This window comes from Gordonia sp. NPDC003422 (assembly GCF_053588675.1).
In genome coordinates this window covers 46,994-73,909 of sequence record NZ_JBSFQL010000014.1, presented here as the reverse complement: position 1 = coordinate 73,909, position 26,916 = coordinate 46,994, and the positions used below count along the sequence as shown (strand labels likewise).

The 26,916-nt window shown below is 67.1% G+C and carries 26 protein-coding genes; 7 read left to right on the top strand and 19 right to left on the bottom strand.

Features of this window, described 5'->3' with window-relative positions; all coding sequences use genetic code 11:
* Positions 1 to 11: 11 nt before the first annotated feature.
* From ACWDTF_RS13560 to ACWDTF_RS13505, 12 genes are all read right to left on the bottom strand, one after another.
* Positions 12 to 995, bottom strand: a complete 984-nt coding sequence (locus ACWDTF_RS13560; protein WP_449754483.1) for a helix-hairpin-helix domain-containing protein — start codon at positions 993 to 995, stop codon at positions 12 to 14.
* A 101-nt stretch (positions 996 to 1,096) separates the two neighbouring features.
* On the bottom strand, positions 1,097 to 1,957 hold the full coding sequence (locus tag ACWDTF_RS13555) for a DegV family protein (RefSeq protein ID WP_449754482.1): 861 nt from the start codon (positions 1,955 to 1,957) through the stop codon (positions 1,097 to 1,099).
* Between the two features lie 18 nt (positions 1,958 to 1,975).
* Positions 1,976 to 2,710, bottom strand: coding sequence for a diglucosylglycerate octanoyltransferase (octT, locus tag ACWDTF_RS13550; RefSeq protein WP_449754481.1), 735 nt, complete (start codon positions 2,708 to 2,710; stop codon positions 1,976 to 1,978).
* Complete coding sequence (locus ACWDTF_RS13545; protein WP_240857561.1) at positions 2,707 to 3,420, bottom strand: histidine phosphatase family protein; 714 nt, start codon at positions 3,418 to 3,420, stop codon at positions 2,707 to 2,709. The genes octT and ACWDTF_RS13545 overlap by 4 nt, the downstream gene beginning before the upstream one ends.
* Positions 3,417 to 3,779: a ribosome silencing factor gene (gene rsfS, locus ACWDTF_RS13540; RefSeq protein ID WP_240857560.1), complete on the bottom strand. Its 363-nt coding sequence runs from the start codon at positions 3,777 to 3,779 to the stop codon at positions 3,417 to 3,419. The genes ACWDTF_RS13545 and rsfS overlap by 4 nt, the downstream gene beginning before the upstream one ends.
* A complete protein-coding gene (nadD, locus tag ACWDTF_RS13535; RefSeq protein WP_433255403.1) occupies positions 3,776 to 4,492 on the bottom strand; it encodes a nicotinate-nucleotide adenylyltransferase in 717 nt (238 codons plus the stop codon). Before nadD ends, rsfS begins: the two co-directional genes overlap by 4 nt.
* A 61-nt stretch (positions 4,493 to 4,553) precedes the next feature.
* Positions 4,554 to 5,948, bottom strand: coding sequence for a vWA domain-containing protein (locus tag ACWDTF_RS13530; protein WP_449754480.1), 1,395 nt, complete (start codon positions 5,946 to 5,948; stop codon positions 4,554 to 4,556).
* A complete protein-coding gene (locus tag ACWDTF_RS13525) occupies positions 5,948 to 6,868 on the bottom strand; it encodes an AAA family ATPase (protein WP_240857557.1) in 921 nt (306 codons plus the stop codon). Before ACWDTF_RS13525 ends, ACWDTF_RS13530 begins: the two co-directional genes overlap by 1 nt.
* The gene (locus tag ACWDTF_RS13520; RefSeq protein WP_240857556.1) at positions 6,868 to 8,160 is read right to left on the bottom strand and encodes a glutamate-5-semialdehyde dehydrogenase; all 1,293 of its coding nucleotides are present in this window, start codon (positions 8,158 to 8,160) and stop codon (positions 6,868 to 6,870) included. The genes ACWDTF_RS13525 and ACWDTF_RS13520 overlap by 1 nt, the downstream gene beginning before the upstream one ends.
* A gap of 103 nt (positions 8,161 to 8,263) precedes the next feature.
* Positions 8,264 to 9,031, bottom strand: coding sequence for an HNH endonuclease family protein (locus ACWDTF_RS13515; RefSeq protein ID WP_374246886.1), 768 nt, complete (start codon positions 9,029 to 9,031; stop codon positions 8,264 to 8,266).
* A gap of 925 nt (positions 9,032 to 9,956) precedes the next feature.
* Positions 9,957 to 12,209, bottom strand: coding sequence for an ATP-dependent DNA helicase RecG (recG, locus tag ACWDTF_RS13510; RefSeq protein WP_355279949.1), 2,253 nt, complete (start codon positions 12,207 to 12,209; stop codon positions 9,957 to 9,959).
* Between the two features lie 74 nt (positions 12,210 to 12,283).
* On the bottom strand, positions 12,284 to 13,918 hold the full coding sequence (locus ACWDTF_RS13505; protein ID WP_355279952.1) for a DAK2 domain-containing protein: 1,635 nt from the start codon (positions 13,916 to 13,918) through the stop codon (positions 12,284 to 12,286).
* A 254-nt stretch (positions 13,919 to 14,172) separates the two neighbouring features.
* Between ACWDTF_RS13505 and rpmB the strand changes: the two genes are divergently transcribed.
* Positions 14,173 to 14,364: a 50S ribosomal protein L28 gene (gene rpmB, locus ACWDTF_RS13500; protein ID WP_355279946.1), complete on the top strand. Its 192-nt coding sequence runs from the start codon at positions 14,173 to 14,175 to the stop codon at positions 14,362 to 14,364.
* A 125-nt stretch (positions 14,365 to 14,489) separates the two neighbouring features.
* A complete protein-coding gene (locus ACWDTF_RS13495) occupies positions 14,490 to 15,311 on the top strand; it encodes an enoyl-CoA hydratase/isomerase family protein (RefSeq protein WP_449754479.1) in 822 nt (273 codons plus the stop codon).
* Positions 15,312 to 15,317: 6 nt separating this feature from the next.
* On the opposite strand, the gene ACWDTF_RS13490 is transcribed toward ACWDTF_RS13495, so the two are convergent.
* The 3 genes from ACWDTF_RS13490 to ACWDTF_RS13480 form a co-directional block, all read right to left on the bottom strand.
* Complete coding sequence (locus ACWDTF_RS13490) at positions 15,318 to 16,007, bottom strand: uracil-DNA glycosylase (protein WP_355276872.1); 690 nt, start codon at positions 16,005 to 16,007, stop codon at positions 15,318 to 15,320.
* Positions 16,007 to 16,528, bottom strand: coding sequence for a gamma carbonic anhydrase family protein (locus ACWDTF_RS13485; RefSeq protein WP_240857550.1), 522 nt, complete (start codon positions 16,526 to 16,528; stop codon positions 16,007 to 16,009). The genes ACWDTF_RS13490 and ACWDTF_RS13485 overlap by 1 nt, the downstream gene beginning before the upstream one ends.
* A gap of 79 nt (positions 16,529 to 16,607) precedes the next feature.
* Positions 16,608 to 17,681 (bottom strand): thiamine-phosphate kinase, encoded by a 1,074-nt coding sequence (locus ACWDTF_RS13480; RefSeq protein WP_355276870.1) that lies wholly within the window; start codon positions 17,679 to 17,681, stop codon positions 16,608 to 16,610.
* Positions 17,682 to 17,834: 153 nt separating this feature from the next.
* On the opposite strand from ACWDTF_RS13480, the gene ACWDTF_RS13475 reads away from it, so the two are divergent.
* Positions 17,835 to 18,080, top strand: coding sequence for an Lrp/AsnC ligand binding domain-containing protein (locus tag ACWDTF_RS13475; protein WP_240857548.1), 246 nt, complete (start codon positions 17,835 to 17,837; stop codon positions 18,078 to 18,080).
* A 22-nt stretch (positions 18,081 to 18,102) separates the two neighbouring features.
* Positions 18,103 to 18,816 carry a DUF3515 domain-containing protein gene (locus ACWDTF_RS13470; protein WP_240857547.1) on the top strand — a complete coding sequence of 238 codons (714 nt, stop codon included), beginning with the start codon at positions 18,103 to 18,105 and terminating at the stop codon, positions 18,814 to 18,816.
* Between the two features lie 19 nt (positions 18,817 to 18,835).
* On the opposite strand, the gene ACWDTF_RS13465 is transcribed toward ACWDTF_RS13470, so the two are convergent.
* Positions 18,836 to 19,843 carry an NAD(P)H-dependent glycerol-3-phosphate dehydrogenase gene (locus ACWDTF_RS13465; protein WP_240857546.1) on the bottom strand — a complete coding sequence of 336 codons (1,008 nt, stop codon included), beginning with the start codon at positions 19,841 to 19,843 and terminating at the stop codon, positions 18,836 to 18,838.
* A gap of 105 nt (positions 19,844 to 19,948) precedes the next feature.
* On the opposite strand from ACWDTF_RS13465, the gene cofC reads away from it, so the two are divergent.
* The 3 genes from cofC to ACWDTF_RS13450 all read left to right on the top strand — a co-directional run bounded on the left by cofC (position 19,949) and on the right by ACWDTF_RS13450 (position 23,975).
* A complete protein-coding gene (cofC, locus tag ACWDTF_RS13460) occupies positions 19,949 to 20,704 on the top strand; it encodes a 2-phospho-L-lactate guanylyltransferase (RefSeq protein ID WP_355276878.1) in 756 nt (251 codons plus the stop codon).
* Positions 20,705 to 20,792: 88 nt separating this feature from the next.
* Positions 20,793 to 23,027, top strand: coding sequence for an RNA degradosome polyphosphate kinase (locus ACWDTF_RS13455; RefSeq protein ID WP_374246881.1), 2,235 nt, complete (start codon positions 20,793 to 20,795; stop codon positions 23,025 to 23,027).
* Between the two features lie 45 nt (positions 23,028 to 23,072).
* Positions 23,073 to 23,975 carry an NUDIX hydrolase gene (locus ACWDTF_RS13450; protein WP_240857545.1) on the top strand — a complete coding sequence of 301 codons (903 nt, stop codon included), beginning with the start codon at positions 23,073 to 23,075 and terminating at the stop codon, positions 23,973 to 23,975.
* Between the two features lie 94 nt (positions 23,976 to 24,069).
* Here ACWDTF_RS13450 and ACWDTF_RS13445 read toward each other — a convergent pair whose 3' ends face one another.
* From ACWDTF_RS13445 to leuC, 3 genes are all read right to left on the bottom strand, one after another.
* The gene (locus ACWDTF_RS13445; protein ID WP_240857544.1) at positions 24,070 to 24,660 is read right to left on the bottom strand and encodes an HU family DNA-binding protein; all 591 of its coding nucleotides are present in this window, start codon (positions 24,658 to 24,660) and stop codon (positions 24,070 to 24,072) included.
* 177 nt (positions 24,661 to 24,837) lie between these two features.
* Complete coding sequence (leuD, locus tag ACWDTF_RS13440; protein ID WP_433255430.1) at positions 24,838 to 25,431, bottom strand: 3-isopropylmalate dehydratase small subunit; 594 nt, start codon at positions 25,429 to 25,431, stop codon at positions 24,838 to 24,840.
* 41 nt (positions 25,432 to 25,472) lie between these two features.
* Complete coding sequence (leuC, locus tag ACWDTF_RS13435) at positions 25,473 to 26,909, bottom strand: 3-isopropylmalate dehydratase large subunit (protein ID WP_240857542.1); 1,437 nt, start codon at positions 26,907 to 26,909, stop codon at positions 25,473 to 25,475.
* Positions 26,910 to 26,916: the final 7 nt, after the last annotated feature.

Genomic DNA, 26,916 nt, shown 5'->3' with positions numbered 1-26,916 from the left:
GGCGATCCGGCTCAGACCGTCACCAGGTCGCGGAGTTTCGCCAGCCGCGCCGGCCCGATCCCGTCGACCTCCCCGAGCTGGTCGACGTTGCTGAATCGGCCATTCTTGTTGCGCCAGTCGATGATTGCGCGAGCGGTCACCGGGCCGACACCGGGCAACGCATCGAGCTCCGACTCGGTGGCGGTGTTCAGATTGACGCGAGCCCCCGACTCGGGACCCGGTGTCGCCGATGGCGTCGTAGGACCGCCGCCAGGCGTTGCCGACGACGCGGAGTCCGTGCGCGTGGCCGGGACAACCGAACTGCGCAGCGCGCGTCCGTCGGCGCCGGCGTATCCCACGAGAACCTGATCTCCGTCATGCAGGAGTTGCGCAAGATTCAGCGACACCGTGTCGGCTCCCTGACGCGGCCCGCCGGCCGTCTCGATGGCGTCGGCGACCCGAGCGCCCGACGGCACTCTCACGAGGCCGGGCCGGTGCACCAGTCCGACCACACTCACCACCAGTTGGGCCGGCGCCGGCACGGCGGTCGGCATCGACGTCGTCATCGGCACCGACGGGCCTGCCGTCGGTTCGAACGCCACCGCAGGCGGCGGGTCCGAGCCACGAAAGAGTCCGAAACCGGCTACCACGCAAGCGATCACACCGATTGCAAGGAGTGCGAGAGCGGCCGGCGGCGCGACGGCGAACCGTCGGGAGCCGATGCGTTCGGCGTCGTCCTCGTCATCCACGGAGTCGAGCAAGGTCGGCGACCGCACGGCAGTCGAACCTCCGCGGCCGTCGTGGTCGCCGTCCACGGGGTCGAGCCAGGCCGGCATGGCGCCTATCCCCCACCGCGTCTCGGAGACGTGATCGGCATCCGGCGCGGAGTCGGTGTCCGGCCCGGAGTCAGTGTCCGGGACCACCTCCGGCGCGCCCACGAGTGACCGACCAGTCGTGGCCGAGGGTCCGACCGGCGACAGGCGATCGAGCGGATTACGCCGTCCTGATGTGCTCATGCCCGAAGGCTAGGGCCGCGACCCGACCGGCAAGGCGGTTGGCGCGCGTGCGGTGCACCGGTCTGTGCACACACGACGGACTGTGCACAGACCTCGTCGGGTCAGTCCCGACCGATCCCCTCGATGGGCTCGAGATGACTTGCGATGACGACTCCGACCGCACCCGGCCCGACGTGACAGCCGAGCACCGGACCCAGGTCGACGGTGATCTCCGAGACGACGACCCGGAGCTTGGACCGCAGCTTCTCGGCCAGATCGGCGGCGGCGGCGTCGGCTGCGCAGTGCTGGATGCCCAGCGTCACGGCGCGTCCGGCGGCCGACTCGACGGCGGCGTCGACCATCTTCGCGAGCGCCTTGGAGAACGTTCGGTGGCGTTCGCGCAGGGCAAGGGTGCCGTCGACCATGTGCAGGATCGGCTTGATCGCCAGGGCCGAACCCAGCATCTTGCTGGCCGCGCTGATTCGCCCACTGTTGCGCAGGTTGTCCAGGTTCTGCACGCAGAGCAACGAGTCGACGGTCGCGGCCTCGCGGATCGCCGACTCATAGACGCGGTCTCGGTCAGCGCCCGTTCGCGCCGCCTGCGCTGCTGCGATCGCGGTGAACCCCACTGCGAGACCCACCGAGCGCGAGTCCACGACCCGGACCTGACCCGAGAACTTCTCCGCGGCCAATCGAGCCGACGCCCAGGTGCCCGACAGGCGACGCGACATGTGTACGGCCACCACACCGTCGCCGTCGCTGTCGGCGATGGCGGCGTCGAAGGCCTCCGTGAGCTCGTGCGGGTTGGCTCCCGAAGTGGTGACCCCGGGGGTCGAGATGAGATCGGGCGGAATCTCGTCGACGCCCTCCCGATAGTCCTGACCGTCGAGCGTCAGGTGCAGCGGGACCTGGCGGATGCCGTAATGGTCGGCCACCGACCGCGGCAACCGCGAGGACGAATCCGTGACGACGACGACAGGCACGCGTCTACGTTAGCCGGTTCACCCGGCCGGATGCGCCTCGGCCGCGCTCACCGCGGGAACGACGAGTTCCGCTATCCGGCGGTGACACTCGAAACCCCAGTGGATGCCGTCCGGATTCATCTCGACGTCCGGGTCGTCGAATGCGTCCCGCGTCGTCGGATAGAAGTCGACACACCTGATCTGGTGACTATCCGCCCAACGCTGCATCGCCGACGTGGTCGGTATCCGACCGAGGTGCACGTTGCCGTAGTACGGGCTCCGGTGTGTTGGTGGCAGACACAGCAGGAGCGGCAGGTCGGGTCGCAACTGGGCCAGCGCGGCGCGAATCTTCTCCAAGTACTCGACGGTGATCCGCGGCGGCAACGCCACCGGCCAGCCGAGGCGCGACGCCCGCGGTTGCACCCACTGGTATACGTCGCGCACCAGCTGCCGAAGCCTGTTCGGCCGCAGATAGCGGATTTCCTCGCGCAAGGCGGTGGGCAGCGGTGACGGCAGACTGTCCATGCCGCCGAAGGCCAGCACCACCACGTCGGCGTCGGGGACCGCAGCCCAGATGTTCGGGTCCTGGGTGAGTGCCCACCACACGTCTCGACTCGTCCAGCCGATGCGGCCGAACAAGTGGATGCGACGCCGACATTGCTCGCCGACGATCACCGGCCAGATCCGCGAATCCGTTGCGGGCAGACCGCCGGTGGGTCCGTAGTAGGCGAGCGAATCCGAGAGCACCAACACACTGCCGGGTCGGGCGCTCACTGGATCGCCGGGTCCGAATCCTCGGCGGACGCATTCCACACGTCGAGACGCCAGCGGCCCGGCGCACCCGGCATCCCGTGGCTGGACAACTGAACCCAGCTGGTGTTGGCGAGACCGCCGAACACCGGCCAGTTCTCGACCGGCAACGCCAGCAGCCCAGCCGTCATCGCCGCGATCACCCCGCCGTGGGCAACCAGCACCACCGGGGCCTCCGGCGTATCGCCGGCGCCCCACTCGGGCAGTTCGGCGATCAGCTCGTCGACCACGGGGATCGCCCGCGCGGCCACCTGGACCCGGCTCTCACCACCCGGTGGTGTCCACGTCGCATCGTCGCGCCACACCGCACGCGCACCCGGCGCGGACACGTCGACCTCGCTGTGGGTGAGTCCCTGCCAATCCCCGAGGTGCGTCTCGCGCAGCCGCTCATCGGTGGCCACCGTGAGACCGGTGCGCTGTGCCAACGCCTCGGCGGTGTCGCGTGCACGTCGCAGGTCCGACGATCTGATCACCATCGGCTGCCGCTCGGCCAATGCCGCCGCCGCCCACTTTGCTTGCCGCACACCAAGTTCGGACAGGTCAGTGTCGAGCTGACCCTGCATCCGGCTGCCCGCGTTGTACTCGGTTTGCCCATGCCGCAGCAGGATCAGTCGTCGGACCACCGGGGTGAGGCGTTCGACGGCGGTGTCGTGCGAATCCGGTCCACCACTCACGACGGGTCACCCAGATCGACCACCGGGCAGTCCTGCCACAGCCGCTCCAGCGCGTAGAACTGCCGTTCGTCGGCGTGCTGGATGTGTACGACGATGTCGACGTAATCGAGCAGCGCCCAGCGGCCCTCGCGCGTCCCCTCGCGTCGTACCGGTTTGTGCCCGGCCTCCCGCAGCTTGTCCTCGACCTCGTCGACAATCGCGTTGACCTGACGCTCGTTGTCGGCCGAGGCGATCACGAACGCGTCGGTGATCACCAACTGCTCGGACACGTCGAGCACCGTCACGTCGTGCGCGAGTTTGTCGGCGGCCGCCGCAGCAGCCACCCGTGCCATCTCCAGCGCTTCTGCTGACGCAGTCACACCCGTCCCTTCGTCTTTGCCTCACCGGCGGTGTCGAGGCCGCCATCCCGCGCCGGCGGCGACACCCCGGGCGAGGTCGCCCGAGGCGCACGATACAGCTTCCGTTTGGCTATGTACTGCACGACTCCGTCGGGCACCAGGTACCAGACGGGTCTGCCCTTCGCGGCCCGGGTGCGGCATTCGGTCGAGGAGATCGCCAGCGCCGGGATCTCCAACATCTGCAGCGTGTCGGGCGGCATCGCCTCCAGATGCTGCGCCAGATGCTTCGCGTTGAGCTCGTAGCCGGGCCGACTCACGCCGACGAACCGAGCCAGCTCGAACAGTTCCTCCCAGTCCTGCCAGGACAGGATCGACTCCAGCGCATCGGCACCGGTGATGAAGTACAGCTGCGCATCGGGCAGCAGTTCGTGCAGGTCACGCAGGGTGTCGACGGTATAGGTGTCACCCGCACGATCGATGTCGACCCGGCTCACGCTGAATCGCGGGTTCGACGCGGTCGCGATGACCGTCATCAGATACCGGTCCTCGGGCGGGCTCACCCGCGCGTCCTCATCGAGCTTCTGCCACGGCCGCCCCGTGGGGACGAAGATGACCTCGTCGAGCGCGAACCGGTGCGCGACCTCGCTGGCCGCGACGAGGTGCCCGTTGTGGATCGGATCGAACGTGCCACCCATCACGCCGATGCGGCGCACACGCGAACGGTCGACGGACATGAAGGGTGAGTCTACGCGTCCTCGCCGCGCCGTCGGAGTATCGAGGCTGCTCGACAGCAGCTCAGATCGGCAGGAGGTCGGCGATGACGCGGCCGAGTTGCACCGCGTTACGGCACTCGAACATGTCGATCGCCTCCTGGTAATCGGTCGCAGCCGAGTCCCCGGTGCCCCAGTGCGTCTGCGCCTCGGGATTGAGCCAATAGGCGTGCCGGGCCCGGTCCACCAGCTCCGTCAGAGCACCGATCGACGTGTCGTGGAAGTTGTTGCGCGCATCGCCCAGAATCAGCAGCGCACCGCGATGGGTCAGGGAGTCCGCGTACTCGGAGACAAAGCCGCGCAGCATGTTCCCGTAATCGGAATGCCCGTCACGAGTGCTGATGCGGGCGGTCGAGATCATCGCGTGCATGGCCGCGCCGAAGTCGTCCTCGCCATGGTCGAAGTACTCGGTCACCTCGTCGACGGTGTCCACGAACGCGAACACCCGAACCTTGGAGAACTGCTGGCGCAGCGCGTAGACCAAACGCAACGTGAACTGGCTGAAACCGGCGACCGACCCCGACACGTCACACACGATGATGAGCTCGGGACGGCCCGGCCGCGGCTTGCGGTGACTCAGTTCGATCGGCACGCCACCGGTCGACATCGAGGCGCGCAGCGTCTTGCGCACGTCGACCGCACCCCGATGCGCCCGCCGTCTGCGGGTCTCCAGTTTGGCCGCCAACAGTCGTGCGAGCGGCTCGATGGTGCGCCGGATCTCCATCTGCTCGCGCGCACCGGCAGACAGGAAGTTGATGTTCTCCGGGAGTTGCGGGACCGCGTACTCGCCGACGCGCTCGCGGCCGTTGCGATCGGCCATCCGACGCTGCGTCTCCGTCTCGATGGCCGCCCGCAGGTCGGCGGCGCGGGCACGTGCCGCCGCGCGATTCATCGGGTCGGTGCCCGCTCGATCACCCGAGCCGTCATCACCGCCGGCCATCGCCGCGGCGATGGCGGCGATCAACGTCTGCGGATTCACCGCGGACAGTGCCTGATACGCCGAGAACGCCTCTCCCCGCGTCGATTCGTAGCGCCCCAGCGCGTCGACGATCATCGCGACCATGTCGGCCAGCCGGGCGTCGGCGTCGGGTCCGTCGTCGGCGAGGACCTCTGACAGCATGTCGCGCACGGCGGGGATATCGACCTCGCCGTTCTCGTCGCGCGGCAGATCGGTTGTGACGGTTCGCTTTCCGAAGGCTATCGGAAACCAGAGGTCGAAGACACGGTCGAAGACCCCGCGTTGCGCCACATCGGAGAGCAGCGTCGCCGCGAGTCCCTCCCGGAGCTGCGGGCGGCTCAGCAGGTCGAGCACCTCCACCGCCGAGGCGGCATCGATCAGGTTCGACGGCCCCACCTCGATACCGCGGCGACGCAACTCGTCGACGAAGTCGGTGAGATGGGCGACGAGCGGCGCGGTCATCAGCCCAGCTTGAGTTCTTTGAACGCCGTCTTGAGGTCGGGCCGGTGCTTGAGCACCACGCCCAGCGTGCGGGCGATCAAACCGTCGTCGATGCCGCCGCGTGCACTGCCGCTCGCCTCGTCGCCCGCGCCAAGTGCCAACAACGTGTTGGCCCAGTCGATGGTCTCGGCCACCGACGGCTTCTTGCGGATGTCGAGGGTGCGCAGGACGCCGACGATCCGCACCAGTTCGGCCGAGAGAGCATCGGTCAGTCCCGGGACCCGCGAGGCGAGGATCTCCTTCTCTCGCGCCGCATCCGGGAAATCGATGTACAGGTACAGACAGCGCCGCTTCAGGGCCTCGGAGAGCTCGCGAGTGGCATTGGAGGTCAACAGCACCACCGGTCGTCGTGCCGCGGTGACCGTTCCCATCTCCGGGATGGTGATGGCGAAATCGCTGAGCACCTCGAGCAGCAGGCCCTCCATGTCGACGTCGGCCTTGTCGACCTCGTCGATCAGCAGGACGGTCCGCCCCTCCGACGAGATCGCCTTCAGCAGCGGCCGCGGCAAGAGGAACTCGTCGGAGAAGATGTCGGTCTTCGCCTCGTCCCATGCGCGCGTGCCGGTGGCCTGGATGTGCAGGATCTGCTTGGCGTGATTCCACTCGTAGAGCGCCCGCGCCTCGTCGATGCCCTCATAGCACTGCAAGCGGATGAGTTCGGCGTCGGTGGCCGACGCGATCGCGCGGGCGAGCTCCGTCTTGCCCACGCCCGCAGGACCTTCCACGAGCAACGGCTTGCCGAGACGGTCGGCGAGAAAGGTCGACGTCGCGGTCGCCTCGTCGGCGAGATAGCCCGTGCCACGCAGCCGGGTCACCACGTCGCCGACGTCGGCGAAGGACGGCTCGATGCGCGGTGCGGTGTCCGAGGATGCTTGGCTCATCAGGCGGGCCGCACGTGTCCGGCGCCCCACACCAACCATTTGGTGGAGGTGAGTTCGGGCAGTCCCATCGGGCCGCGCGCATGGAGCTTCTGCGTGGAGATACCGATCTCGGCACCGAATCCGAACTGCTCACCGTCGGTGAAGGCGGTCGACGCGTTGACCATGACCGCGGCGGCGTCGACGCGCGAGGTGAACTCGTTGGCGGCGGCCAGGTCGGTGGTGATGATCGCCTCGGTGTGTCCGGTTCCGTATTTGTCGATATGCGCGACGGCGGCGTCGAGGTCGTCGACGACCTTCATCGCGATGTCCATCGACAGGTACTCCTCGGCCCAATCCTGCTCGGTCGCGGGTTCCATCCCCGGCTCGTCGCCATGGATGATGACCCCCTGCGCCTGCAGGACCGACGTGATCCGGGGCAGCGCGTCTGCCGCGACGGCCTTGTCGATCAGGACGGTCTCGGCGGTGTTGCAGACGCTGGGCCGGCGGGTCTTGGAGTTCAGTACCACCCGCGTCGCGACGTCGAGGTCCGCGAGTGCGTGCACGTAGACATGGCAGTTGCCGGTGCCCGTCTCGATCGTCGGCACGGTCGCATTGCTGACGACGGCGTTGATGAGTCCGGCGCCACCGCGCGGGATCACCACGTCCACCAGACCGCGCGCCCGGATCAGTGCAGTCACGCTGGAACGGTCCTCGCTGGGCAGCAGCGCCACCGCGTCGGCAGTGACCCCGTTGTCCGACAACGTTTCTCGCAGGACTCGCACCAATTCGGCGTTCGACGACGCGGCCGACGACGATCCCCGCAGCAGCACCGCGTTGCCCGACTTGAAGGCAATACCGAACGCGTCGACCGTCACATTGGGGCGGGCCTCGTAGACGATGCCGACCACACCGAGCGGAACGCGGATCTGGCGCAGTTGCAAACCGTTGGGCAGGGTCTTGCCGGAGACGATCTCACCGATCGGGTCGGGCAGGACCGCAACCTGTCGCAGGCCCTCCGCGATACCGGTGACGCGCTCGGGAGTCAGGCGAAGCCGGTCGAGGAGGCTGGCCTCCATGTCGGAGGACTCGGCACGCGAGATGTCCTCGGCGTTGGCGGCCAGGATCTCCTCGACCGCGGCTTCCACGGCGTCGGCGGCTGCGAGCAGCACCTTGTTCTTGGCCGCAGTGGTCAGTCCGCCCAGCGACCGCGACGCCGATCGCGCTGCCCGCGCGAGGTCGAGAACGACCTTCTCGGTGTCCGGCTGTGTCCCGGACTCTGCGGTGACGGCTTCTTCTGCGGTGGGTGCGCTCATCGGTGTTCCTCGATCGTCGCGGTGACATGCGTGCGAATATCCGCCCACCAGCGTAGCGCCGCCGATTTCTCGGCCCAACGTGCCGTCGGCGAACGGCCGCGCGTCACCGACACCGGAGAGCATCGGCAAGGACATCCCGGGACGCCGCGTCGATCGCGAGTCCGTAGCTGCGCACGACGATGACGAACTGCACTGCGTACTGACACCAGAACCCCCGCTCGTCCGGCATCCAGCGGGCGGGTTCGGCGTCGCTCTTGTCCTGATTCGATCCCCCGTCCACCGCAACGAGATTGGCGGGGTCGTTGGCGAAGTCCTGCCGCAATTCCGCGGGCCACGCCCACGCCCCCATATCCCACGCGTACGCGAGCGGGACGATGTGATCGATCTGCACGGCTGCAGCGCCCAGGTCACGCCGGAACACGATGTAGTCGCCGGTGTACGGGCTGCGGAACTCCCCTGCGAGCACAGCGCCGGGGCACGTCTTGGTCGGGCCACGACGCGTGTCGTGCAGATCGCGCGCGAGGATGTCGTTTCGGGTGTCACACCCGTTGGAACCGCCACGTACCCGCACCTCGTCGCTCCAGGGAGTTCCGAATGCCGAGCGCTGATAGTCCTCGCGGTGCCGCCGGGCCGCCGAGACGGACAGCGCACCGAGTTCCCCGGTCAGCCGCTGCGCCCTTGCACGTACCCGCTCGTCGACACCCGTCTGCGCGGTGTTGACCATCACCCCGGTCGCCACGAAGAGCGCCGTCACCACGAACGCGCTCAGCACGCACCAGCGACGCATGGTCCATCCATGCACCCCAGAGCGTCGCGATCGGTGATGGCGTACCAAGCGTCGCCACCGGAGAGCGAGGGAGGGTCGGGCCATATTGGTTCGACGCGCGCCGCGCAGTTCCCGTTCCCTGCGGTCAATTAGGGCGTGTCTCCCAATTCCACTGCGAGGGATTGGTGGAGTCGATTGCACCCTGGCTGCGATCGAGCCGCCAAGACCCGCAAAGGGAATTGGGAGACACGCCCTAGTCGAGTCAGCGACCCACCGCCGCCTGCGGCGGCGATCGTGGAGGCGGGAAGAGGGCCGTGGAGCGCGGCGCGGCAACGATGATCCACGAAAAATAGGGGAAGAAACTCGTCCCCTACCCCTGGAGTCCTCCCCGCGAATTTTCTCGCGGACGACTCAACAAGCAGGGGCAGAAAGTAGGGGAAGAACCTTCCCCTACTTTCAGTGGTCCGGCGCCTCGCCGACGTGGCCCGTTCACCTGCCCTTCGAGGCATCCCTCGGCCGGCGCCTCGGGCACCTCAGAGAGCGGTGGGGTGGTGGACGCTTATGCGCAGGTCAGAGCGCTAGTCACCGAACTCTTCGAATCAGCGACCCACCCGCCGACGGCGTCGGCGATCGTGGAGGCGGGAAGAGTGCGGCCTCATCGCAGAAACCGCACTTGTCGCCAGAAACCGCTGGTGCACCTCGGGTTTCTGACCAGACACGCGGTTTCTGAAACCACGACTCGCCGACGACGCGCGTGGGAGGTCGGCGAAGCCGCCGTCGCGGTCAACCCTCACCGAGGTCCACCTCGAGCGCAGACCTCGGACTCCGAACATCGTCGTCGAGCACAGAAAGCGCTCTTTGCCGCCAAGAAACTAGGGGAAGAAAACTCGTGCCCTACTCTTGGAGTCCTCCCCTAGGAATTTCTAGGGGACGACTGTGAACCCCGGGGAAGAAGTTCTTCCCCTATTTTCAGGGACAGAGCACTGCGGCGTTTGCCCAAGTCAGAGCGTCGGTCACCCAACTCTTCGAGTCAGGACTTGTCGAGGTAAGCGATCTTGTGCGGCACCAGGATCGCGTCGACGAGGTCGGCGAGGGGTCGGTGTTCGATCAGGGAGAGGTCGGCGCCCACCACCTCATCGGCCAGTTCGCGGGCATCGGCGATGACGTCGACGTCGTCGAGCAGGGACAGGAAGCGCAGGGACGTGGTGCCGCCCGACTGCAGCGAACCGAGCACGTCACCCTCGCGACGCTGCGCCAGATCGACACGCGCCAGCACGAATCCGTCGTTGGAACCGGCCACCGCGTTCAGTCGCTGCATGCCCTGGGACACGGGTGCCGTATTCGTCATCAGCAGACATAAGCCGGCATGCTGCCCACGACCGACACGACCGCGCAGCTGATGGAGCTGGCTCACACCGAAACGCTCGGCGTCGACGATCACCATCATCGTCGCGTTCGGCACATCGACGCCGACCTCGATGACCGTGGTGGCCACCAGGATGTCGATCTCGCCGCGGCCGAATTCGTCCATCACCGCGTTCTTCTCGTCGGACGGCAGACGACCGTGCAGGAGCCCGATCCGTAGATGACCGAGTGGGCCGGCGATCAGGTTCTCGTACTGGTCGAGCACCGAAACCGTCTGCGGTGCCGTCGAATCGCCCTTTGCCGGGGTGCCTCTACCGTCCGACACCTCGTCGCCACCGATGCGCGAGCACACCACATACACCTGGCGGCCCGCCGCGATCTCCTCCGCCGCGCGCGACCACACCCGGTCGACCCACCGCACGTTCCCCATCGGAACCACGGTGGTGGTGATGGGCTGCCGACCCCGCGGAAGTTCGGTGAGCACCGAGGTGTCCAGATCGCCGAAGGCCGTCATGGCGACCGTGCGCGGGATCGGCGTCGCAGTCATCACCAGGAAGTGCGGCATCGCCCCGTCGCGACCGCGACCGCGCAACACGTCACGCTGTTCGACACCGAACCGGTGCTGTTCGTCGACGACGACCATCCCGAGGTCGAAGAACTCGACATTCTCTTCGAGCAGCGCGTGGGTACCGATCACGATCCCGGCGGCGCCCGACACCACGTCGAGCAGGGTTTGACGCTTGCCCTTGGTCTTCATCGATCCGGTGAGCAGCGCGATCTGGGTGGCACCGTCCGCCGCCGACAGCTCGCCGCCGGCCGCCAGGTCGCCGAGCATCGTTCGAATGGTCCGATAGTGTTGTGCAGCAAGAACTTCGGTGGGAGCCAGGATCGCGCACTGATGCCCGTTGTCGACCACCCGCAGCATCGCCAGCAGGGACACCAGCGTCTTACCGGAGCCCACCTCGCCCTGCAGCAGGCGGCTCATCGGTTGGCTGCGCCCGAGATCCGCGCCGAGTTCGGCGCCGACCTCAACCTGACCGACGGTGAGTTCAAACGGCAAGCGGGCCAGGAGCCCGTCCTCGAGCCCGCCTGGGACATGCGGGCATGGCGGCGCCGAATCATTACGCCCGGCGAGCCGACGCTGCGCCAGGACCGTCTGAATCGCCAGTGCCTCATCGAACTTCAGTCGGGCTGACGCCGCGGTGATGTCGTCCTCGGTGTCCGGGAGGTGAATCCGGGACAACGCGTCGGCGGTGGTGATCAGACCGCGCCGCTTGCGTTCGGCGTCACTGAGCGCGTCCGCGGTGTCGGGTCGGTGAGCGAGGACCCGGCGGACGGCACCCCAGATGTCCCAGGTCTGAATGTCGCGGGTGGCCGGATACAGCGGAATGATCGGCCGGTCGAACTGGGCGAGGAGACCGGCGGCATCGTCATCGGAGGTGAGATCGGCCTCGACCGCGTACATCTCGGTCAGCATCGCCGAACCGACCACGCGATCCACCTCGGAATCACCGTCGGGCAGGACCATCCAATCCGGATGCGACAACTGGATGGTGTCGCGGAAGAACTTCACCGTGCCCGCCATCATCACTCGCGCCCCCGGTTTCAGCCGGTGCTGGATGAATTTCGGATTGAAGAAGCTCGCCTCGTACTTACGGCTCTCGTCGGCGACCGTCACCTTGAGGAATCTGCCCGAGCGTTTCTTCATCGGAATGAGATCGGCCTTGGTGATACGGCCGACGATGGTCAGATACTCCCCCGTCTCGGGCATCTCCGCCTTCGACGCCTGCCCCTGGCGCACATATCGCCGTGGCGTGTAGTGCAGCAACTCGCCCACGGTCGTCACGCCCACCGAGGCCAGACCGTCGACCACCTTGTTGTCCAGAATCTCCGACAACGAATCCGACAGTGAAATCATAGGCTCTGGGAAATCATAGGCTCTGGGAAATCATAGGTTCTGGGAGATCATCGGTTTCGGGCACCCATCCCCGGTCACTCGACCCCGACCTCGATGAGGCGGTGGCGCTGACCGGTCTCGTAGACGGCAAGTTCGATGCCCTGATAGCTGCGTCGCATCTGTTCTGCGATCGCGTCGAGCGCGGCCTTGTCCACCTCGGTTCCGGCCAACACGGTGACCAGCTCGCCACCGGTGGCCAGCATCAGATCCACCAGAGCCGTTGCGGCCCCAGTCTGATCGGGTGCGACCACGAGCACGTCGGAGCCGATCAGCCCGAGCACGTCACCGACGTCACAGGTACCGGCCAGCGTCATCATCCGCTGTTCGGCGATCTGCAGTGATCCCCACCGCGTGCCTGCGGCCGCTTCGGCCATCGCGTAGGCATCGGCGTCGGCCTGCTCGCTCGGGTCGTGCACCGCCAGGGCGGCCAGACACTGGACCATCGACGACGTCGGCAGTGTGACGATCGCCCGCTGCGGGGACCGGACCTCGGTTGCGACGGTCACCAGTTCCTGAGATGCCAAGGCGCCGTTGGCCATCACCACGACATGCGCGCTGTCGGTGTTGCGGATCGCGTCGGCCAACTGCTCGGCGGTGAGACCTCCGTCGGCGAGGAGCACCGTCGCGCCCGCCTCGGTGAACAACTCGGCTGCACCCTCACCGGTGACCACCGCCACCACCGCACGTTTGTGCCGAGGCGGCGGCTCGACCGAATCAGCCTGCGCACGAATGGCATCCAATGCGAAACAGCTGATTCGGACGTCGGAGATGCGTCCGAGCAGCGCACCCGCCTCAACCGCCGCACCCGGGTCGCAGGTGTGCACGTGAACGGAGAACCGCTCGCCGTCCCCACTCGAACTGTCACCGACGATGACCACCGCGTCACCGACGTCGTCGAGGAAGCGGCGCAGATCTGCGATTCGCTCCCCGAGCGCACCGTGCAGCAGGTACATCACCTCGAAGTCCATGTCGCTGCCGTCGGTGCAGGTGTCGTCGGCCGAATGTCCGGGCTGCCCGCCGCCGGTGAGGATGCCGCGATAACGGCGGCGGCGGTTGGACACCCCGGTGAGCACCGACACCATGGCGTCGAGCAGCGCGAGGAACCCGCGGCCACCCGCGTCGACAACGCCCGCACTGGCCAGGACCGGGAGTTGGTCGGGGGTGCGTTCGAGGGCCTCGGCGCATTCGTCGGCGATGGCGCGGGCAAGATCACTGGCCGATTCGGACTCGTGCTCGGCTGCCGCCTGCGCGGCCACCCGGATCAGCGTCAGCACCGTCCCCTCCTGCGGCTCGCTGACCGCGCGGGTCGCGGCGAGCGATCCGAGACGCAAACCGGAGGCGACGAGATTCTTGAAGTTCAGCTCTGGCCCGTCGCCGAGCAATTCGGCGGCGTCGGCGAGACCCACCAGAACCTGCGACAAGATGATCCCGGAATTGCCCCGTGCCGCGGCCACCGCACCTTCGGCCATCGCCCGGGCCACATCCACAACCGCCACGTCCTCAGGCAGCGCCTGGGCAGCGTCCGCGGCCGCAGTCATCGTGAACACCATGTTGCTGCCCGTATCCGAATCCGGGATGGGGAACACATTGAGGTCATTGATCTCGCCACGCAGCGTCTCGAGGTTGTCGGCGCAGGCGCGCGCCCAGTCACGCAACAGCTGCGGGTTCATCGTCCGGGCGATCACACGACCCCTCATTCTGTTCTCGAGACGCTGGGATGTGTTCGAGATTACTCGGCGATCACGACAGACACCCCACGGCCGGCGATGCGTCCTCGCCGGTGGGGCGCGGATTTGGATGCGCCCCGGGCGGCCCGCTATCCTTGCAGGGTTGCCTGTCGGCGCACGCGCATGCTCCGTGCATTGTCCGACGCCACGACGGGCGGACCACCAGACCTTATTTCACCTATCAAGGGAGTTCGACGATGGCTGCCGTTTGCGACCTTTGCGGCAAGGGCCCGGGCTTCGGGAAGTCGGTTTCGCACTCGCACCGGCGCACCAACCGCCGCTGGAACCCGAATATCCAGTCGGTGCGCATCGAGGTTGCCCCCGGCAACCGCAAGCGCAAGAACGTGTGCACCTCGTGCCTGAAGGCCGGCAAGACCACCGCCGTCTGAGTCGGCGACCCTGGCGCATGCCGGGCAGGCGGTAGTTCCGCCACACCGACGAGACCCGACACCGACCGAGCAATCGCTCGCCCCGGCGTCGGGTCTTTGTTGTGCGCCTACTAGAGTTCGGCAGCATGACCTCCACCACATCCACCGCCACCACGCCCTCGACCGCCGAGCCGCTGGTCCACAGCGATGGCGGCGTTCTGACCATCACCGTCTCGACCGCCGCGGCCGGCACGTCACTGGCCGACGACGCCCTGGCCCAGGGTGCGCAGGCCCTGCGCGAAGTCGCCCGGGGCCAACGCGAGGCGGGAGCGATCCTGCTCGTCGGCGCGGGCGCCAATTTCTGTGCCGGCGGAAATGTGCGAGCGTTCGCCGCGGCCGAGGACCGGCCCACCTACCTGCGTGGCCTCGCCGACAACTTCCACGCGATGGTCGCCGCGCTGTACGAGGCCGACCGGCCCGTGGTAGCCGCTGTCAAGGGCTGGGCAGCCGGCGCCGGGATGTCGCTGGTACTGCACGCCGACCTCGCGATCGGCGGCGAATCCACCCGCATGCGTCCCGCCTACCGCGGCATCGGCCTGACCCCCGACGGCGGGATGACCTGGACGTTGCCGCGCGCAGTCGGGGCCGCCCGAGCCCGCAACATCATCCTCACCGATCGGGTGATCTCGGCGTCGGAGGCCGCCGACTGGGGTCTGCTGTCCGAGATCGTCGCCGACGACGATGTCGACGCGCTCGCCCGGGCCGCAGCCGAGAAGATCGCTGCCGGGCCATGGCAGGCCGATCAGGGTGCCCGCCGACTGCTGTCCGCGGCCCCCGATCACAGCCTGGTCGAGCATCTGGCGCTGGAGGCGCAATCCATCGCGCTGCGGTCGGGCGCGCCGGAGGGACGCGAGGGCGTCGACGCCTTCATCGGCAAGCGCAAGCCCGACTGGGCAGCCTCCCGTTAGAGCCCGTCAGGGCAAACGCCAATCGACCGGGTCGGCGCCGAGATCGGCGAGTTCGGAGTTCGCGCGACTGAAGGGCCGCGAACCGAAGAACCCCCGCGACGCCGACAGCGGCGACGGGTGCGGCGACACGATGACCGGGACATCCGGCATCCACTTCTGCAATTCGGCCGCGTGTTTGCCCCACAGAATCGCGACGAGTGGTTCGTCGCGATTGGCGAGCGCCTTGATCGCGCACTCGGTGACCTGCTCCCAGCCCTTGTTGCGATGCGACGCGGGCTCACCCGGCGAGACCGTGAGCACACGATTCAGCAGCAGCACGCCGGCGTCGGCCCAGGGACTCAGATCGCCGTTCGACGGCATCGGGTAGCCGAGGTCGGCGCAGTACTCGGTGTAGATGTTGGCCAGTGACCGCGGAATCGGCGAGACGTCGGGCGCCACCGAGAAGCTCAGTCCCACCGCATGCCCCGGCGTCGGATACGGATCCTGTCCGACGATGAGTACCCGCACATCGTCGAAGGGCCGCGTAAACGCCCGCAGCACGTGCTGGCCGGCCGGGAAATAGCCGCGGCCCTCGGCGATCTCGGCGCGCAGGAACTGCCCCATCTCGGCGACCGCCGACTCGACCGGCGCCAACGCCTCCGCCCACCCGGGATCGACCAACTCCGACAGGGGTTTCGGATTCGGGGGTTTCGCCATCAGTCGAGCCTCCGCAGTGCGGAGCGGTAGTACTGGGCGTTGCGGAAGTACATCTCGCAGTTGAGATCGACGTGGCCGTCAGTCACCTCGAAACCCTCGCGGATCTTCGCCGGGACACCCAACGCCATTCGGCGGGCGGGTACGGCGAACTTGAACGGCACCACAGCGCCGGCGCCGACGATCGCACCGTCACCGACCGTCGAACCGTTGAGCACCACCGACCCGGACGCGATCAGGCAGTTGTCCCCGATCGTCGCACCCTCAATGTGCGCGTTGTGCCCGACCACGCAGCCCGCCCCGATCACCGTCGGATCGACAGGGGTGCAATGGATCACGGTGCCGTCCTGGATGTTGCTGCGCGCGCCGATGCTGATGGTCCCGTAGTCGCCGCGCAGCACCGCGCCAGGCCACACCGACACCCCGTCGCCGAGGGTGACCGCCCCGATGACGACCGCGTCGGGATGGACATAGGTGTCCGCGCCCAGTATCGGCGCGCGGTCGTCGAGTGCATATATCGCCATGCCCCGATCTAATCACCCGCTTACCGATGGTCGCCGCGCGACCGGAGGATCGACGAACCCAGCCGTCAACTGTCCAGTCTCAGGCCGAGAAGGACTCCCAGCCACGCAATCGCGGACCGTCAGCGGCATGGATCGACCTGCCGTCGACCAGGACATCAGCGGGGACGCGCTCCACTCCCGGCGCCGAACTCACGCGGCCCGCTCGCTCCGCTCCCGGCGCCGACACCTCTCCGATCACCGTCCAGCCGGCCGGTACCGCGTCCGCGTCGAAGGCGGCCAGCAATTCGTGGTCTTCGCCGCCGGCGAGTACCCAGTCGACGACATCGGTGCCCAGCTCTTCCGCGAGCGCGGTCACCCTCTCATGTCGGGGCACGCTGCCTGAGCGCACCGACAGCCGAGTGCCCGACGCCTGCGCCATGGTGATCAATTCTTCGACGAGACCGTCCGAGATGTCGGTCATCGCATGTGCCCCGGCAGCCGCAGCAATCGGACCCTGGGTCAGGTCCGGCGATGGAATCCGATACGCGGCAACAAGATCCTGCCACTGCGCGATCAGGTCGTCATCCCCCGACGACAGCACCGCCAGGCCTGCGGCGCAGGCTCCCACCGGGCCGCTCACCGCGAGCACGTCTCCTGGGTTCGCGCCGCCGAGCACCACCGGCTCGGTGCCGTCCATCGCCCCGACTGCGGTGACACTGACCACTACTTGCTGCGCCGCCACGAGATCCCCACCGAGTACCCGCGCCCCGAGGCGATGCGCGGCGTCGACCATCCCCATGTTCAGGTCGAGCAGCGTCCCGACGAGAGTCGACGGCGGAGCCGCGATCGACACCACCACGCCCGTGGTTCGTCCGCCCATCGCGGCGATGTCCGCGGCACTCTGCACGATGGCGCGCGCACCCACGTCCTGGGCCGATGACCAGTCGAATCGGAAGTGCCTGCCCTCGACCGCGGTGTCGGTGCTGATCACCGTGACGCCCCGGGTGTCGATCACCGCGGCGTCGTCGCCCGATCCGATCACGATGTCGTGGTGTGCCGCCGAACCGCGTGCCTGTGCGGTGAACGCGGCGATCATGGCCCGCTCACCGATCTCGCCGACGGTCGCCGTACGCACACCATCGGACTCGGGCTTTCCGGCACCGGCGGCCGTCATTTCTGTTCACCCGGTCTCTCTGAGTCGCGCGTGGAAGGGTTTGTCGGTGACAATGTGTGCCACAGTGTATTGGCTCGGCGGGCGGTTCCCGCCGAGCGCGACATTGCCGCCGGCGTCGACAGCCCGATCCGGCGATGTGGATAAACGGAGAGGATGGCCGTGGTTCAGGCATACATACTGATCCAGACCGAGGTCGGACGGGCCGCGCTGGCCGCGGCGACCATCGCGGAGATCTCGGGGGTCGCCTCGTCCGAGGAGGTCAGCGGTCCTTACGACGTGATCGTCCGGGTCGATGCCGCCAACGCTTCTCACCTGACCGACGACGTCGTCCCGCAGATCCAGAAGGTGGACGGGATCACGCGCACCCTCACCTGCCCGGTGGTGAGCAGCACCCGCTGAGGCGGGCACTACCCTGTACCGAGTGAACGCAGCAGGCCCCGACGACAGCGGTTCGGTAGATCCGGACATCGCGGATACGGACGCCACCGGCAAGTCAGGTGGCGGCGACGCGGCGGATGACCGGGCGACAGTCGAGGCCACGACGGACGAGGAACCCACCGACGGTCGTTCGTCCGAGGGCCGCCCGGCCGAGCGCTACGGTTCCGGCCCGCGACTGAGTCCCGCGCTGATCGCAACCCTGGTCACGATTCCGATCATGGTGCTGGTGGGGTTCATCACCTATGCCGCGCTGAATCAGGACGACGACCCGACACCTGTCGACAACTACACCGTCGACACCGCAGTCGCGCCCGCGTGCGAGAAGTTCCTGGCCGCCCTTCCCGAACACTTCGACGGGTTCGGCGCCAAGGAGGTTCGGGGACAGAACGCCACCTGGCCGGCCTCGGGCGACGGTGACGACCTCACGCTGCGGTGCGGTGTGACCCGCCCCGCGGACCTGGCGCCGAGCAGCAAACTCCAGGTCGTCGATGCACCCGGGTCCGAACCAGTTCAGTGGTTCATCGTCGACACCATCGAGGGGCAGGGCCAGTCATATGTCGCCGTCGACCACCGGCCGTATGTTGCGCTGTGGGTGCCCGCCAACGCAGGCAACGGCCCCATCACCGACATCACCGGCGTGATCGCCAAGACGCTGCCGCCCGGGCCCCTCGAGTTTGCGCCCGCACCGTCACGGTGAGCGCGGGTGATTCCCGGCGTCAGTCACGGTAGATCTCGGGCTTGATCTCCCGCCCGAGCAGCGAGCTCACCGCATCTCCGACGGACATTCCCGAGTGGCACACCTTGTGCACCGCAGCTGTCAGGGGCATGTCGACCTGATGCTTCTCGGCCAGCGCCCGCACCGAGGTACACGACTTGACGCCCTCGGCGACCTGGCCGTGGGTCGCCTCCTGCGCCTGTTCCATCGTCAACCCCTCGCCCAGTCGGGCGCCGAAGGTGCGGTTCCTCGACAGCGGCGACGAGCAGGTCGCCACCAGATCACCGATCCCGGCGAGACCCGCGAGAGTTTCGATCTTCGCGCCGACCGCCACCGCGAGCCGGATGGTCTCGGCCAGCCCACGGGTGATGATCGTCGCCAAGGTGTTCTGCCCGAATCCCACACCGCTGGCCATGCCGCAGGCGAGCGCGATGACATTCTTGGCGGCACCACCGATCTCGCAGCCGATCACATCGGTGTTGGTGTACGGCCGGAAGTAACCGGTCGCGAACGCCTTCTGGAGGCGGCCCGCCCGCTCTTCGTCGACGCACGCGATGACGGTGGCCGCGGGCTGTCCCTCTGCGATCTCACGCGCCAGATTGGGTCCGGTCAGGACCGCGATCTGCTCGTCGGGAAAGGCGGTGACCTCGGCGATGACCTCGCTCATCCGCAGCAAGGTACTCGTCTCCACCCCCTTGGCCAGGGACACCAGCGTGGCGTCCTTGCGCAGATGAGGGGTCCACGCAGCGAGGTTGTCGCGCAACGATTGTGACGGCACCGCGCACACCACCACGTCGGCTTCTGCCAGCAGTTCCGGGTAGGAGTTCGACGCCTCGAGGTCGGCGGGCAGGGTGATTCCCGCGAGGTAGTCGGAGTTGGTGTGGGTGGAATTGATCTCGTCGGCCAGTTCGGCCCGACGCGCCCAAATCGACGTCGGAGTCCCGGCGTCGACGAGAACCTTTGCCGTCGCGGTCCCCCAGGAACCCGCACCCATCACCACCGCACGCACTGTCGTCCTCTCGTCGAGCCTGTGTTGGTGATCACCCTAGCCCTCGCCATCGATGCTTCGGCACGGAACCGGCCCGGGAGGACCAGCCGTATCCTGAGGAATGTGATGGAGTCTCGGGCCGCCGGCGCATGCGGCGGCGTCGCCGCCGATGGCACGCGGCGATCGGGACGGGTTTCGGCGGTGCTGGCCGTCAAACACCTGCGCGACGCCAAAACCCGTCTCGCTGCGACGCTCTCTCCCACCGCGTCGGTGACCGACCATCGTTCCCTTGTCCTCGCGATGCTGCTCGACACCATCGGGGCTCTGACGTCGGCCGGTGTGGATCAGATTCTGGTGGTGAGCCCCGACAACGATGTCCTGACGCATGCCCGGGCCGCGGGCGTGCGCGGCGTGCGCGAACCGGCCCGAGGTGACCGGGAGACGCCGGTGGCTGGGCTCAACCGTGCATTCGCCGACGGAGCACACCGCGCGCAGGAGATCTGGCCCGAGTCGGATTGGGTGCTGCTCATCCAGGCGGACCTACCGGCCGCACGCGCGACCAGTCTCATCGAGGTGATCGACGCCGCCGAGCAGGTCGCACGCAATCGTCTCTGCGATGAGGTCCTGCTCGCCGATCGGGACGGTTCGGGCACCGTGCTGTTGCTCCGACGCCCGTCGTGCGTCGATCCGCCCCGTTTCGGTGCGGGTTCGGCGGCCGCGCACCGGGGTGCGGGCGCGCTCGAACTCGATCCTGACCGGCTGCGCTGGTCCGATCTGCGGACCGACGTCGACACGGCCGGCGACCTCGACGCCGCGGCCGCTCTGGGCTTGGGTCCGAAGACATCCGCTGTGTTGAGCGCATGGGGTGAATCCGCCGACTGACGGGTCGCCGCCGACCCGCCTCACGCCGACCCACCGCGTGATGCGCCCACCGGCGTCACAGATTCGGCCGATGAGTCATGATTGACCGGTGAGCCCTGCCGACGCCTTCGACGCCTCCCCCGACTCGGGCACCCAGACACCGGAATCGCATGTGACAGAACCGACGGTCACGACCTCGATACCAGGCGCGCCGCCCGCGGCCACCCTGATCCCCGACGAGTCGGCCGACCTGCCCGAAGACCGGTACCTGAACCGGGAACTGAGTTGGCTCGATTTCAACTCCCGGGTGCTGGCGCTGGCCGAGGACACCTCGATGCCGCTCCTGGAGCGTGCGAAGTTCCTCGCGATCTTCGCGTCGAATCTCGACGAGTTCTTCATGGTGCGCGTCGCAGGTCTCAAACGCCGCGACGAGACCGGGCTGTCGGTACGCTCCGCCGACGGACTCTCGCCCCGAGAGCAGTTGTTGCGCATCGCGGGCCGCACCCAGACCATTGCCGACCGGCACGCCCGCGTGTTCATGGACTCGGTGCGGCCGGCGTTGGCGGAGAACGACATTCACGTGGTCGGCTGGTCGGACCTGACCGACGAGCAGCAGCGCCGAATGGTGGAACACTTCCACGACGAGGTCTTTCCTGTCCTCACCCCGCTCGCCGTCGATCCCGCGCACCCGTTCCCTTACATCAGCGGTCTCTCACTCAATCTCGCGGTGACGGTCCGCGAAGATGCCGAGAGCGGCGAACACTTTGCGCGCGTCAAGGTGCCCGACAACGTGAATCGCTTTGTGCGCGTGGATCAACTCCTGCCGCGGCCGACCGGGGAAGGCAAGGAACAGAAGCGCACCGTGGTGTTCCTGCCCATGGAGAATCTGATCGCGGCGAACCTCGAACACCTCTTCCCTGGCATGGAAATCGTTGAGCACCATGCCTTCCGGATCACCCGCAATGCGGACTTCGAAGTCGAGGAGGATCGCGACGAGGATCTTCTCCAGGCCCTCGAGCGGGAACTCGCGCGCAGGCGCTTCGGCTCCCCGGTGCGCCTCGAGGTCGCCGACGACATGAGCGAGCACATGCTCGAGTTGCTGCTGCGCGAGCTCGACGTCAATCCCGCAGATGTCATCCAGGTACCCGGTCTCCTCGACCTGTCGTCGCTGTTCGAGGTCAACGCACTCGACCGGCCGCATCTCAAGGACCGTCCGTTCGTCCCGGCGACGCATCCCGCCTTCGGGGAGCGCGAAACCCCGAAGAGTGTCTTCTCCACCTTGCGCGAGGGTGACGTGCTGGTGCATCACCCCTACGACTCGTTCTCGACGAGCGTGCAGCGCTTCATCGAACAGGCCGCCGCCGACCCGCAGGTTCTTGCCATCAAACAGACCCTGTACCGCACGTCGGGCGACTCGCCCATCGTCAATGCGCTGATCGACGCGGCCGAGGCCGGTAAGCAGGTCGTGGCGCTCGTGGAGATCAAGGCGAGGTTCGACGAGCAGGCCAACATCAAGTGGGCACGTCAGCTCGAGCAGGCCGGAGTCCACGTGGTCTACGGCCTCGTCGGCCTCAAGACCCACTGCAAGACCTGTCTCGTGGTGCGTCGCGAGGGCTCGTCCATCAAGCGGTATTGCCACATCGGCACCGGCAACTACAACCCGAAAACCGCTCGCCTGTACGAGGATGTGGGTCTGCTGACGGCATCCCCGGACATCGGCGCGGATCTGACCGATCTCTTCAATACCCTCACCGGCTACTCCCGCAAGAAGGAGTACCGCAACATCTTGGTTGCGCCGCACGGGATTCGGGCAGGCATCATCGCCCGCATCAATCGGGAGATCGAACTGCACCGCGAGGGCAACCCGCAGGCGCGGGTGCAGGTGAAGGCCAATGCACTCGTCGATGAGCAAGTGATCGACGCCCTCTATCGGGCATCGCAGAATGGCGTTCCCGTCGAGATCGTGGTGCGCGGAATCTGCGCGCTGCGGCCGGGGATGGAGGGCATCAGCGACAACGTGGTCGTCCGATCCATCTTGGGCCAATTCCTCGAGCACTCGCGAATCCTGTATTTCGGTGCGCAGGACGAGTACTGGATCGGCAGCGCCGACATGATGCATCGCAACCTCGATCGTCGCGTCGAGGTCATGGCGCAGGTGCGTGATCATCGACTCACCGCCGAACTGGGTGAGATGTTCGCCTCCGCACTGGATCCACGCACGCGCTGCTGGATACTCAAGTCCGACGGAAGCTGGGTGGCATCACCCGCCGCCGGCGAAGACGTTCGCGACCATCAGCGAGAGATGATGCGCCGCAATCGCCGACGTCCGGACATCGGGTCATGACGGGCAGCACCTTTTCGTAACCTCGACGCTCTAGGATCGCTCCCGATGTCGAAGACAGTGAAATCCGTGTGGGCCGCCGGCGGCGTCGTGTGGCGCGCGACCTCCGACTCGGTAGAAGTCGCAATCGTGCACCGGCCCCGCTATGACGACTGGACCCTGCCGAAGGGCAAGGCCGAAACCGGCGAAACCCTTGTGGACACCGCGGTCCGGGAGATCGCCGAGGAGACGGGCTTCAACGTTCGACTCGGCCGACACCTCCGCGACGTCAGCTACGACCTCGATCACTCACGCAAACACGTCCGGTATTGGTCGGCACCGGTCATCGACGGCGAGTTCGCCGCCAACGGCGAGGTCGACAAACTGCGCTGGCTCGACGTCGACAAGGCGGAGAATCAACTCAGCTATGCACTCGATCGCAAGATCCTGCGCGAGTTCACCCGACTGCCGGCCGACCTGCACACTCTGCTGCTGGTACGACATGCCAAGGCGGGACGGCGATCGCGCTACCGCGGCGACGACCGGCTGCGTCCTCTCGACTCGGAGGGGCGCAAGCAGGCCGACGCACTGGTCGGATTGCTGAGCGCATTCGGCGCCACTCGGGTGCATGCCGCCGATCGGGTCCGCTGCCGACAAACCGTCGAACCGTTCGCGTCATTCCTCGACACCGCGATCGAAAACGAGCCGACGCTGTCGGAGGAGTCATACCGGTCGGAACCGAAACCCGCGCACCGCCGGATCCGGGAGATCGCCGCCGACCTCGACCATGTGCACGCGGTCTGCAGTCAGGGCAAGGTCATTCCGCCGTTGATGGCATGGTGGGCCGATCGCGACGGCATCCGGCTACCCGCGGCGCGGAACCGCAAGGGAAGCGTGTGGGTCGTGTCGGCGCACGACGGTCGGCTCGTCGCCGCCGACCACATCTCGAGTCCGCTGCCCATGCCGTTGTAGCGATGCCCTGACGGGGCGGTCTTGCTCGGCATACAGTTCAGCCCTCGACGGGGGAAGTACGTCGAGGGCTGAACGGGGTTGGGTGCGAAGCTACTCAGCGACGAGTGCGCTTGGCCGGGGCCTTCTTGGCCGGAGCCTTCTTGGCTGCGGTGGCCTTCTTTGCCGGAGCAGCCTTCTTGGCCGGCGCCTTCTTGGCGGGAGCCTTCTTGGCTGCGGTGGCCTTCTTGGCGGGCGCTGCCTTCTTGGCGGGAGCCTTCTTGGCTGCGGTGGCCTTCTTTGCCGGAGCAGCCTTCTTGGCCGGAGTGGCCTTCTTGGCTGCGGTGGCGCGCTTGGCCGGTGCGGCCTTCTTGGCCGGAGCGGTTGCGCCGCTACCGCGCTTGACGGCCGGGCCGGACGCAGCGAGCTTCTGCTTGCCGGCGACGACGGCCTTGAACTGAGCGCCCGGACGGAACGCCGGAACGGACGTCGCCCGCACCTTCACGGTCTCGCCGGTACGCGGGTTGCGGGCCACACGCGGTGCGCGCCGCCGCTTCTCGAAGACGCCGAACCCGGTGATGGTCACGCTCTCACCCTTGTTCACCGCCCGAACGATCGTGTCCACCACGAGCTCGACGGCTTCGGTCGCAGTCTTGCGATCCGCGTCGAGCTTCTTGGTCAGCTCATCGATGAGCTCTGCCTTGTTCATTGATTACCTCCGCAAGCTGTTCTGACCACGCTTTTTTGGCCAGCTACCACCACACGGTAAACAACGAATTCGAAAACGTCCATCTTCCACGCCAATTAGACGGGCATGTTGCGAAATCGATAGTGATGGCCGTCATCTCCCCGAACGGGGATATGGGGTTTGGGAAGCGGTCCGAAATCAGGCCGGAAGCGTGACCGGTTTGAAAGCGGGACGAGTCGCCTCGTAGTCGGAAATCGCTTCTACCTGGCGCAATGTCAGCCCGATGTCGTCGAGACCTTCCATCAGACGCCACCGCGTGTAGTCATCAATTGCCAACGGCACCACGAGGTCTGCAGCGGTGACGGTCTTATGGACAAGGCTCACCGTCACTTCCAGACCCGGCTGCTCGTCGAGACGCTTCCACAACAACTCGACGTCGGACTGCTCGACCTGCGCGGCAACCAATCCGGCCTTCCCGGCGTTGCCGCGGAAGATGTCGGCGAACCGCGACGAGATCACCACCCGAAACCCGAAGTCCGACAGTGCCCAGACGGCGTGCTCGCGCGACGACCCGGTGCCGAAGTCGGGCCCGGCGACGAGAACCGAACCGCGACTCCACGGCTCGTTGTTGAGGATGAAGTCGGGATCGGCACGCCATCCGGCGAAGAGTCCGTCCTCAAAGCCCGTGCGGGTCACCCGCTTCAGGTAGACGGCCGGGATGATCTGGTCGGTGTCGACGTTGCTGCGGCGCAGGGGAACGCCGATTCCTGTGTGTTCGGTGAAAGGTTGCATCGAGAGGCCTTTGGTGTGGTGAGGGACGTTGTGGGATCTGGTCAGGACAGGTCGGCGGGAGACGAGAGAGTTCCGCGGACCGCGGTGGCCGCTGCCACCGCAGGCGAAACGAGGTGCGTCCGGCCGCCTTTGCCCTGCCGTCCTTCGAAATTGCGGTTCGACGTCGAGGCGCAGCGTTCCCCCGGCGACAGCTGATCGGGGTTCATGCCAAGGCACATCGAGCATCCCGCCTGCCGCCACTCGGCGCCCGCGCCGACAAAGATCTCGCCGAGCCCTTCGTCTTCGGCCTGTGCCCGCACGCGCATCGATCCTGGCACGATCAGCATGCGCATCCCGTCGGCGATCTTGCGGCCCTTCAGGATGCCGGCCACCGCCCGCAGATCCTCGATCCGGCCATTGGTGCACGAACCGACGAACACGGTGTCGACCTTGATGTCGCGCAGCGGCATGCCGGGACGCAGATCCATGTACTCCAACGCCTTCGAGGCCGAGCTCGCCGCGGTCTCGTCACCCATGTCGGCCGGGTCCGGGACCACCGAACCGAGCGGAGCACCCTGGCCGGGGTTGGTCCCCCAGGTCACGAACGGGCTCAACGCGGACGCGTCGATGTGCACCTCGGCGTCGAACTCGGCACCTTCGTCGGTGCGCAGACTGTCCCAATACTCCACTGCGGCATCCCATTCCGCACCGGTCGGCGCATTTGGACGGTCCTTCAGGAAGTCATAGGTCACCTGGTCGGGTGCGATCATCCCGGCACGCGCGCCGGCCTCGATCGACATGTTGCATATGGTCATTCGGGCTTCCATCGACAGCTTCTCGATGGCTGCGCCGCGGTATTCCAAGACGTAGCCCTGCCCGCCACCGGTGCCGATCTTGGCAATGACGGCCAAGATCAGGTCCTTGCTCGTCACACCGTGGGGTAGTTCGCCGTCGACGGTGATCGCCATGGTGCGGAACGGCCGCAGCGACAGAGTCTGGGTTGCCAGAACGTGTTCCACCTCGGATGTGCCGATTCCCATCGCCAGCGCACCGAACGCACCGTGCGTCGAGGTATGGCTGTCACCGCACACGACCGTCATCCCCGGCTGGGTCAGACCGAGCTGCGGACCGACGACATGCACGATGCCCTGCTCGGCATCGCCCATGGGATGCAACCGGATACCGAACTCTTCGCAGTTGTGGCGGAGGGTCTCCACCTGTGTACGCGACACCTCGTCGGCGATCGGCTTGAAGATGTCGAGGGTCGGGACGTTGTGATCCTCGGTGGCGATCGTCAGATCGGGGCGGCGCACCGGACGCCCGGCAAGGCGGAGCCCCTCGAAGGCCTGCGGACTCGTCACCTCGTGCACGAGATGCAGGTCGATGTAGATGAGGTCGGGATTCTTCGCGCCGGATGCATCGGTGTCACCGGGCACCACAACGTGGTCTTGCCACACCTTCTCGGCGAGAGTACGCGGCTGGGCTGGGCTGTTACTCATGGCTGCA

Excerpts from the sequence above, each read along its gene's own strand:
- ACWDTF_RS13560 (WP_449754483.1), bottom strand. The coding sequence starts at position 995 with ATGAGCACATCAGGACGGCGTAATCCGCTCGATCGCCTGTCGCCGGTC.
- nadD (WP_433255403.1), bottom strand. The coding sequence starts at position 4,492 with ATGTCCGTCGACCGTTCGCGTGTGCGCCGCATCGGCGTGATGGGTGGC.
- ACWDTF_RS13530 (WP_449754480.1), bottom strand. The coding sequence starts at position 5,948 with ATGACCGCGCCGCTCGTCGCCCATCTCACCGACTTCGTCGACGAGTTG.
- ACWDTF_RS13525 (WP_240857557.1), bottom strand. The coding sequence starts at position 6,868 with ATGAGCCAAGCATCCTCGGACACCGCACCGCGCATCGAGCCGTCCTTC.
- ACWDTF_RS13520 (WP_240857556.1), bottom strand. The coding sequence starts at position 8,160 with ATGAGCGCACCCACCGCAGAAGAAGCCGTCACCGCAGAGTCCGGGACA.
- ACWDTF_RS13515 (WP_374246886.1), bottom strand. The coding sequence starts at position 9,031 with ATGGCCCGACCCTCCCTCGCTCTCCGGTGGCGACGCTTGGTACGCCAT.
- recG (WP_355279949.1), bottom strand. The coding sequence starts at position 12,209 with ATGATTTCACTGTCGGATTCGTTGTCGGAGATTCTGGACAACAAGGTG.
- ACWDTF_RS13505 (WP_355279952.1), bottom strand. The coding sequence starts at position 13,918 with ATGAACCCGCAGCTGTTGCGTGACTGGGCGCGCGCCTGCGCCGACAAC.
- rpmB (WP_355279946.1), top strand. The coding sequence starts at position 14,173 with ATGGCTGCCGTTTGCGACCTTTGCGGCAAGGGCCCGGGCTTCGGGAAG.
- ACWDTF_RS13495 (WP_449754479.1), top strand. The coding sequence starts at position 14,490 with ATGACCTCCACCACATCCACCGCCACCACGCCCTCGACCGCCGAGCCG.
- ACWDTF_RS13490 (WP_355276872.1), bottom strand. The coding sequence starts at position 16,007 with ATGGCGAAACCCCCGAATCCGAAACCCCTGTCGGAGTTGGTCGATCCC.
- ACWDTF_RS13485 (WP_240857550.1), bottom strand. The coding sequence starts at position 16,528 with ATGGCGATATATGCACTCGACGACCGCGCGCCGATACTGGGCGCGGAC.
- ACWDTF_RS13480 (WP_355276870.1), bottom strand. The coding sequence starts at position 17,681 with ATGACGGCCGCCGGTGCCGGAAAGCCCGAGTCCGATGGTGTGCGTACG.
- ACWDTF_RS13475 (WP_240857548.1), top strand. The coding sequence starts at position 17,835 with ATGGCCGTGGTTCAGGCATACATACTGATCCAGACCGAGGTCGGACGG.
- cofC (WP_355276878.1), top strand. The coding sequence starts at position 19,949 with ATGGAGTCTCGGGCCGCCGGCGCATGCGGCGGCGTCGCCGCCGATGGC.
- ACWDTF_RS13450 (WP_240857545.1), top strand. The coding sequence starts at position 23,073 with ATGTCGAAGACAGTGAAATCCGTGTGGGCCGCCGGCGGCGTCGTGTGG.
- ACWDTF_RS13445 (WP_240857544.1), bottom strand. The coding sequence starts at position 24,660 with ATGAACAAGGCAGAGCTCATCGATGAGCTGACCAAGAAGCTCGACGCG.
- leuD (WP_433255430.1), bottom strand. The coding sequence starts at position 25,431 with ATGCAACCTTTCACCGAACACACAGGAATCGGCGTTCCCCTGCGCCGC.
- leuC (WP_240857542.1), bottom strand. The coding sequence starts at position 26,909 with ATGAGTAACAGCCCAGCCCAGCCGCGTACTCTCGCCGAGAAGGTGTGG.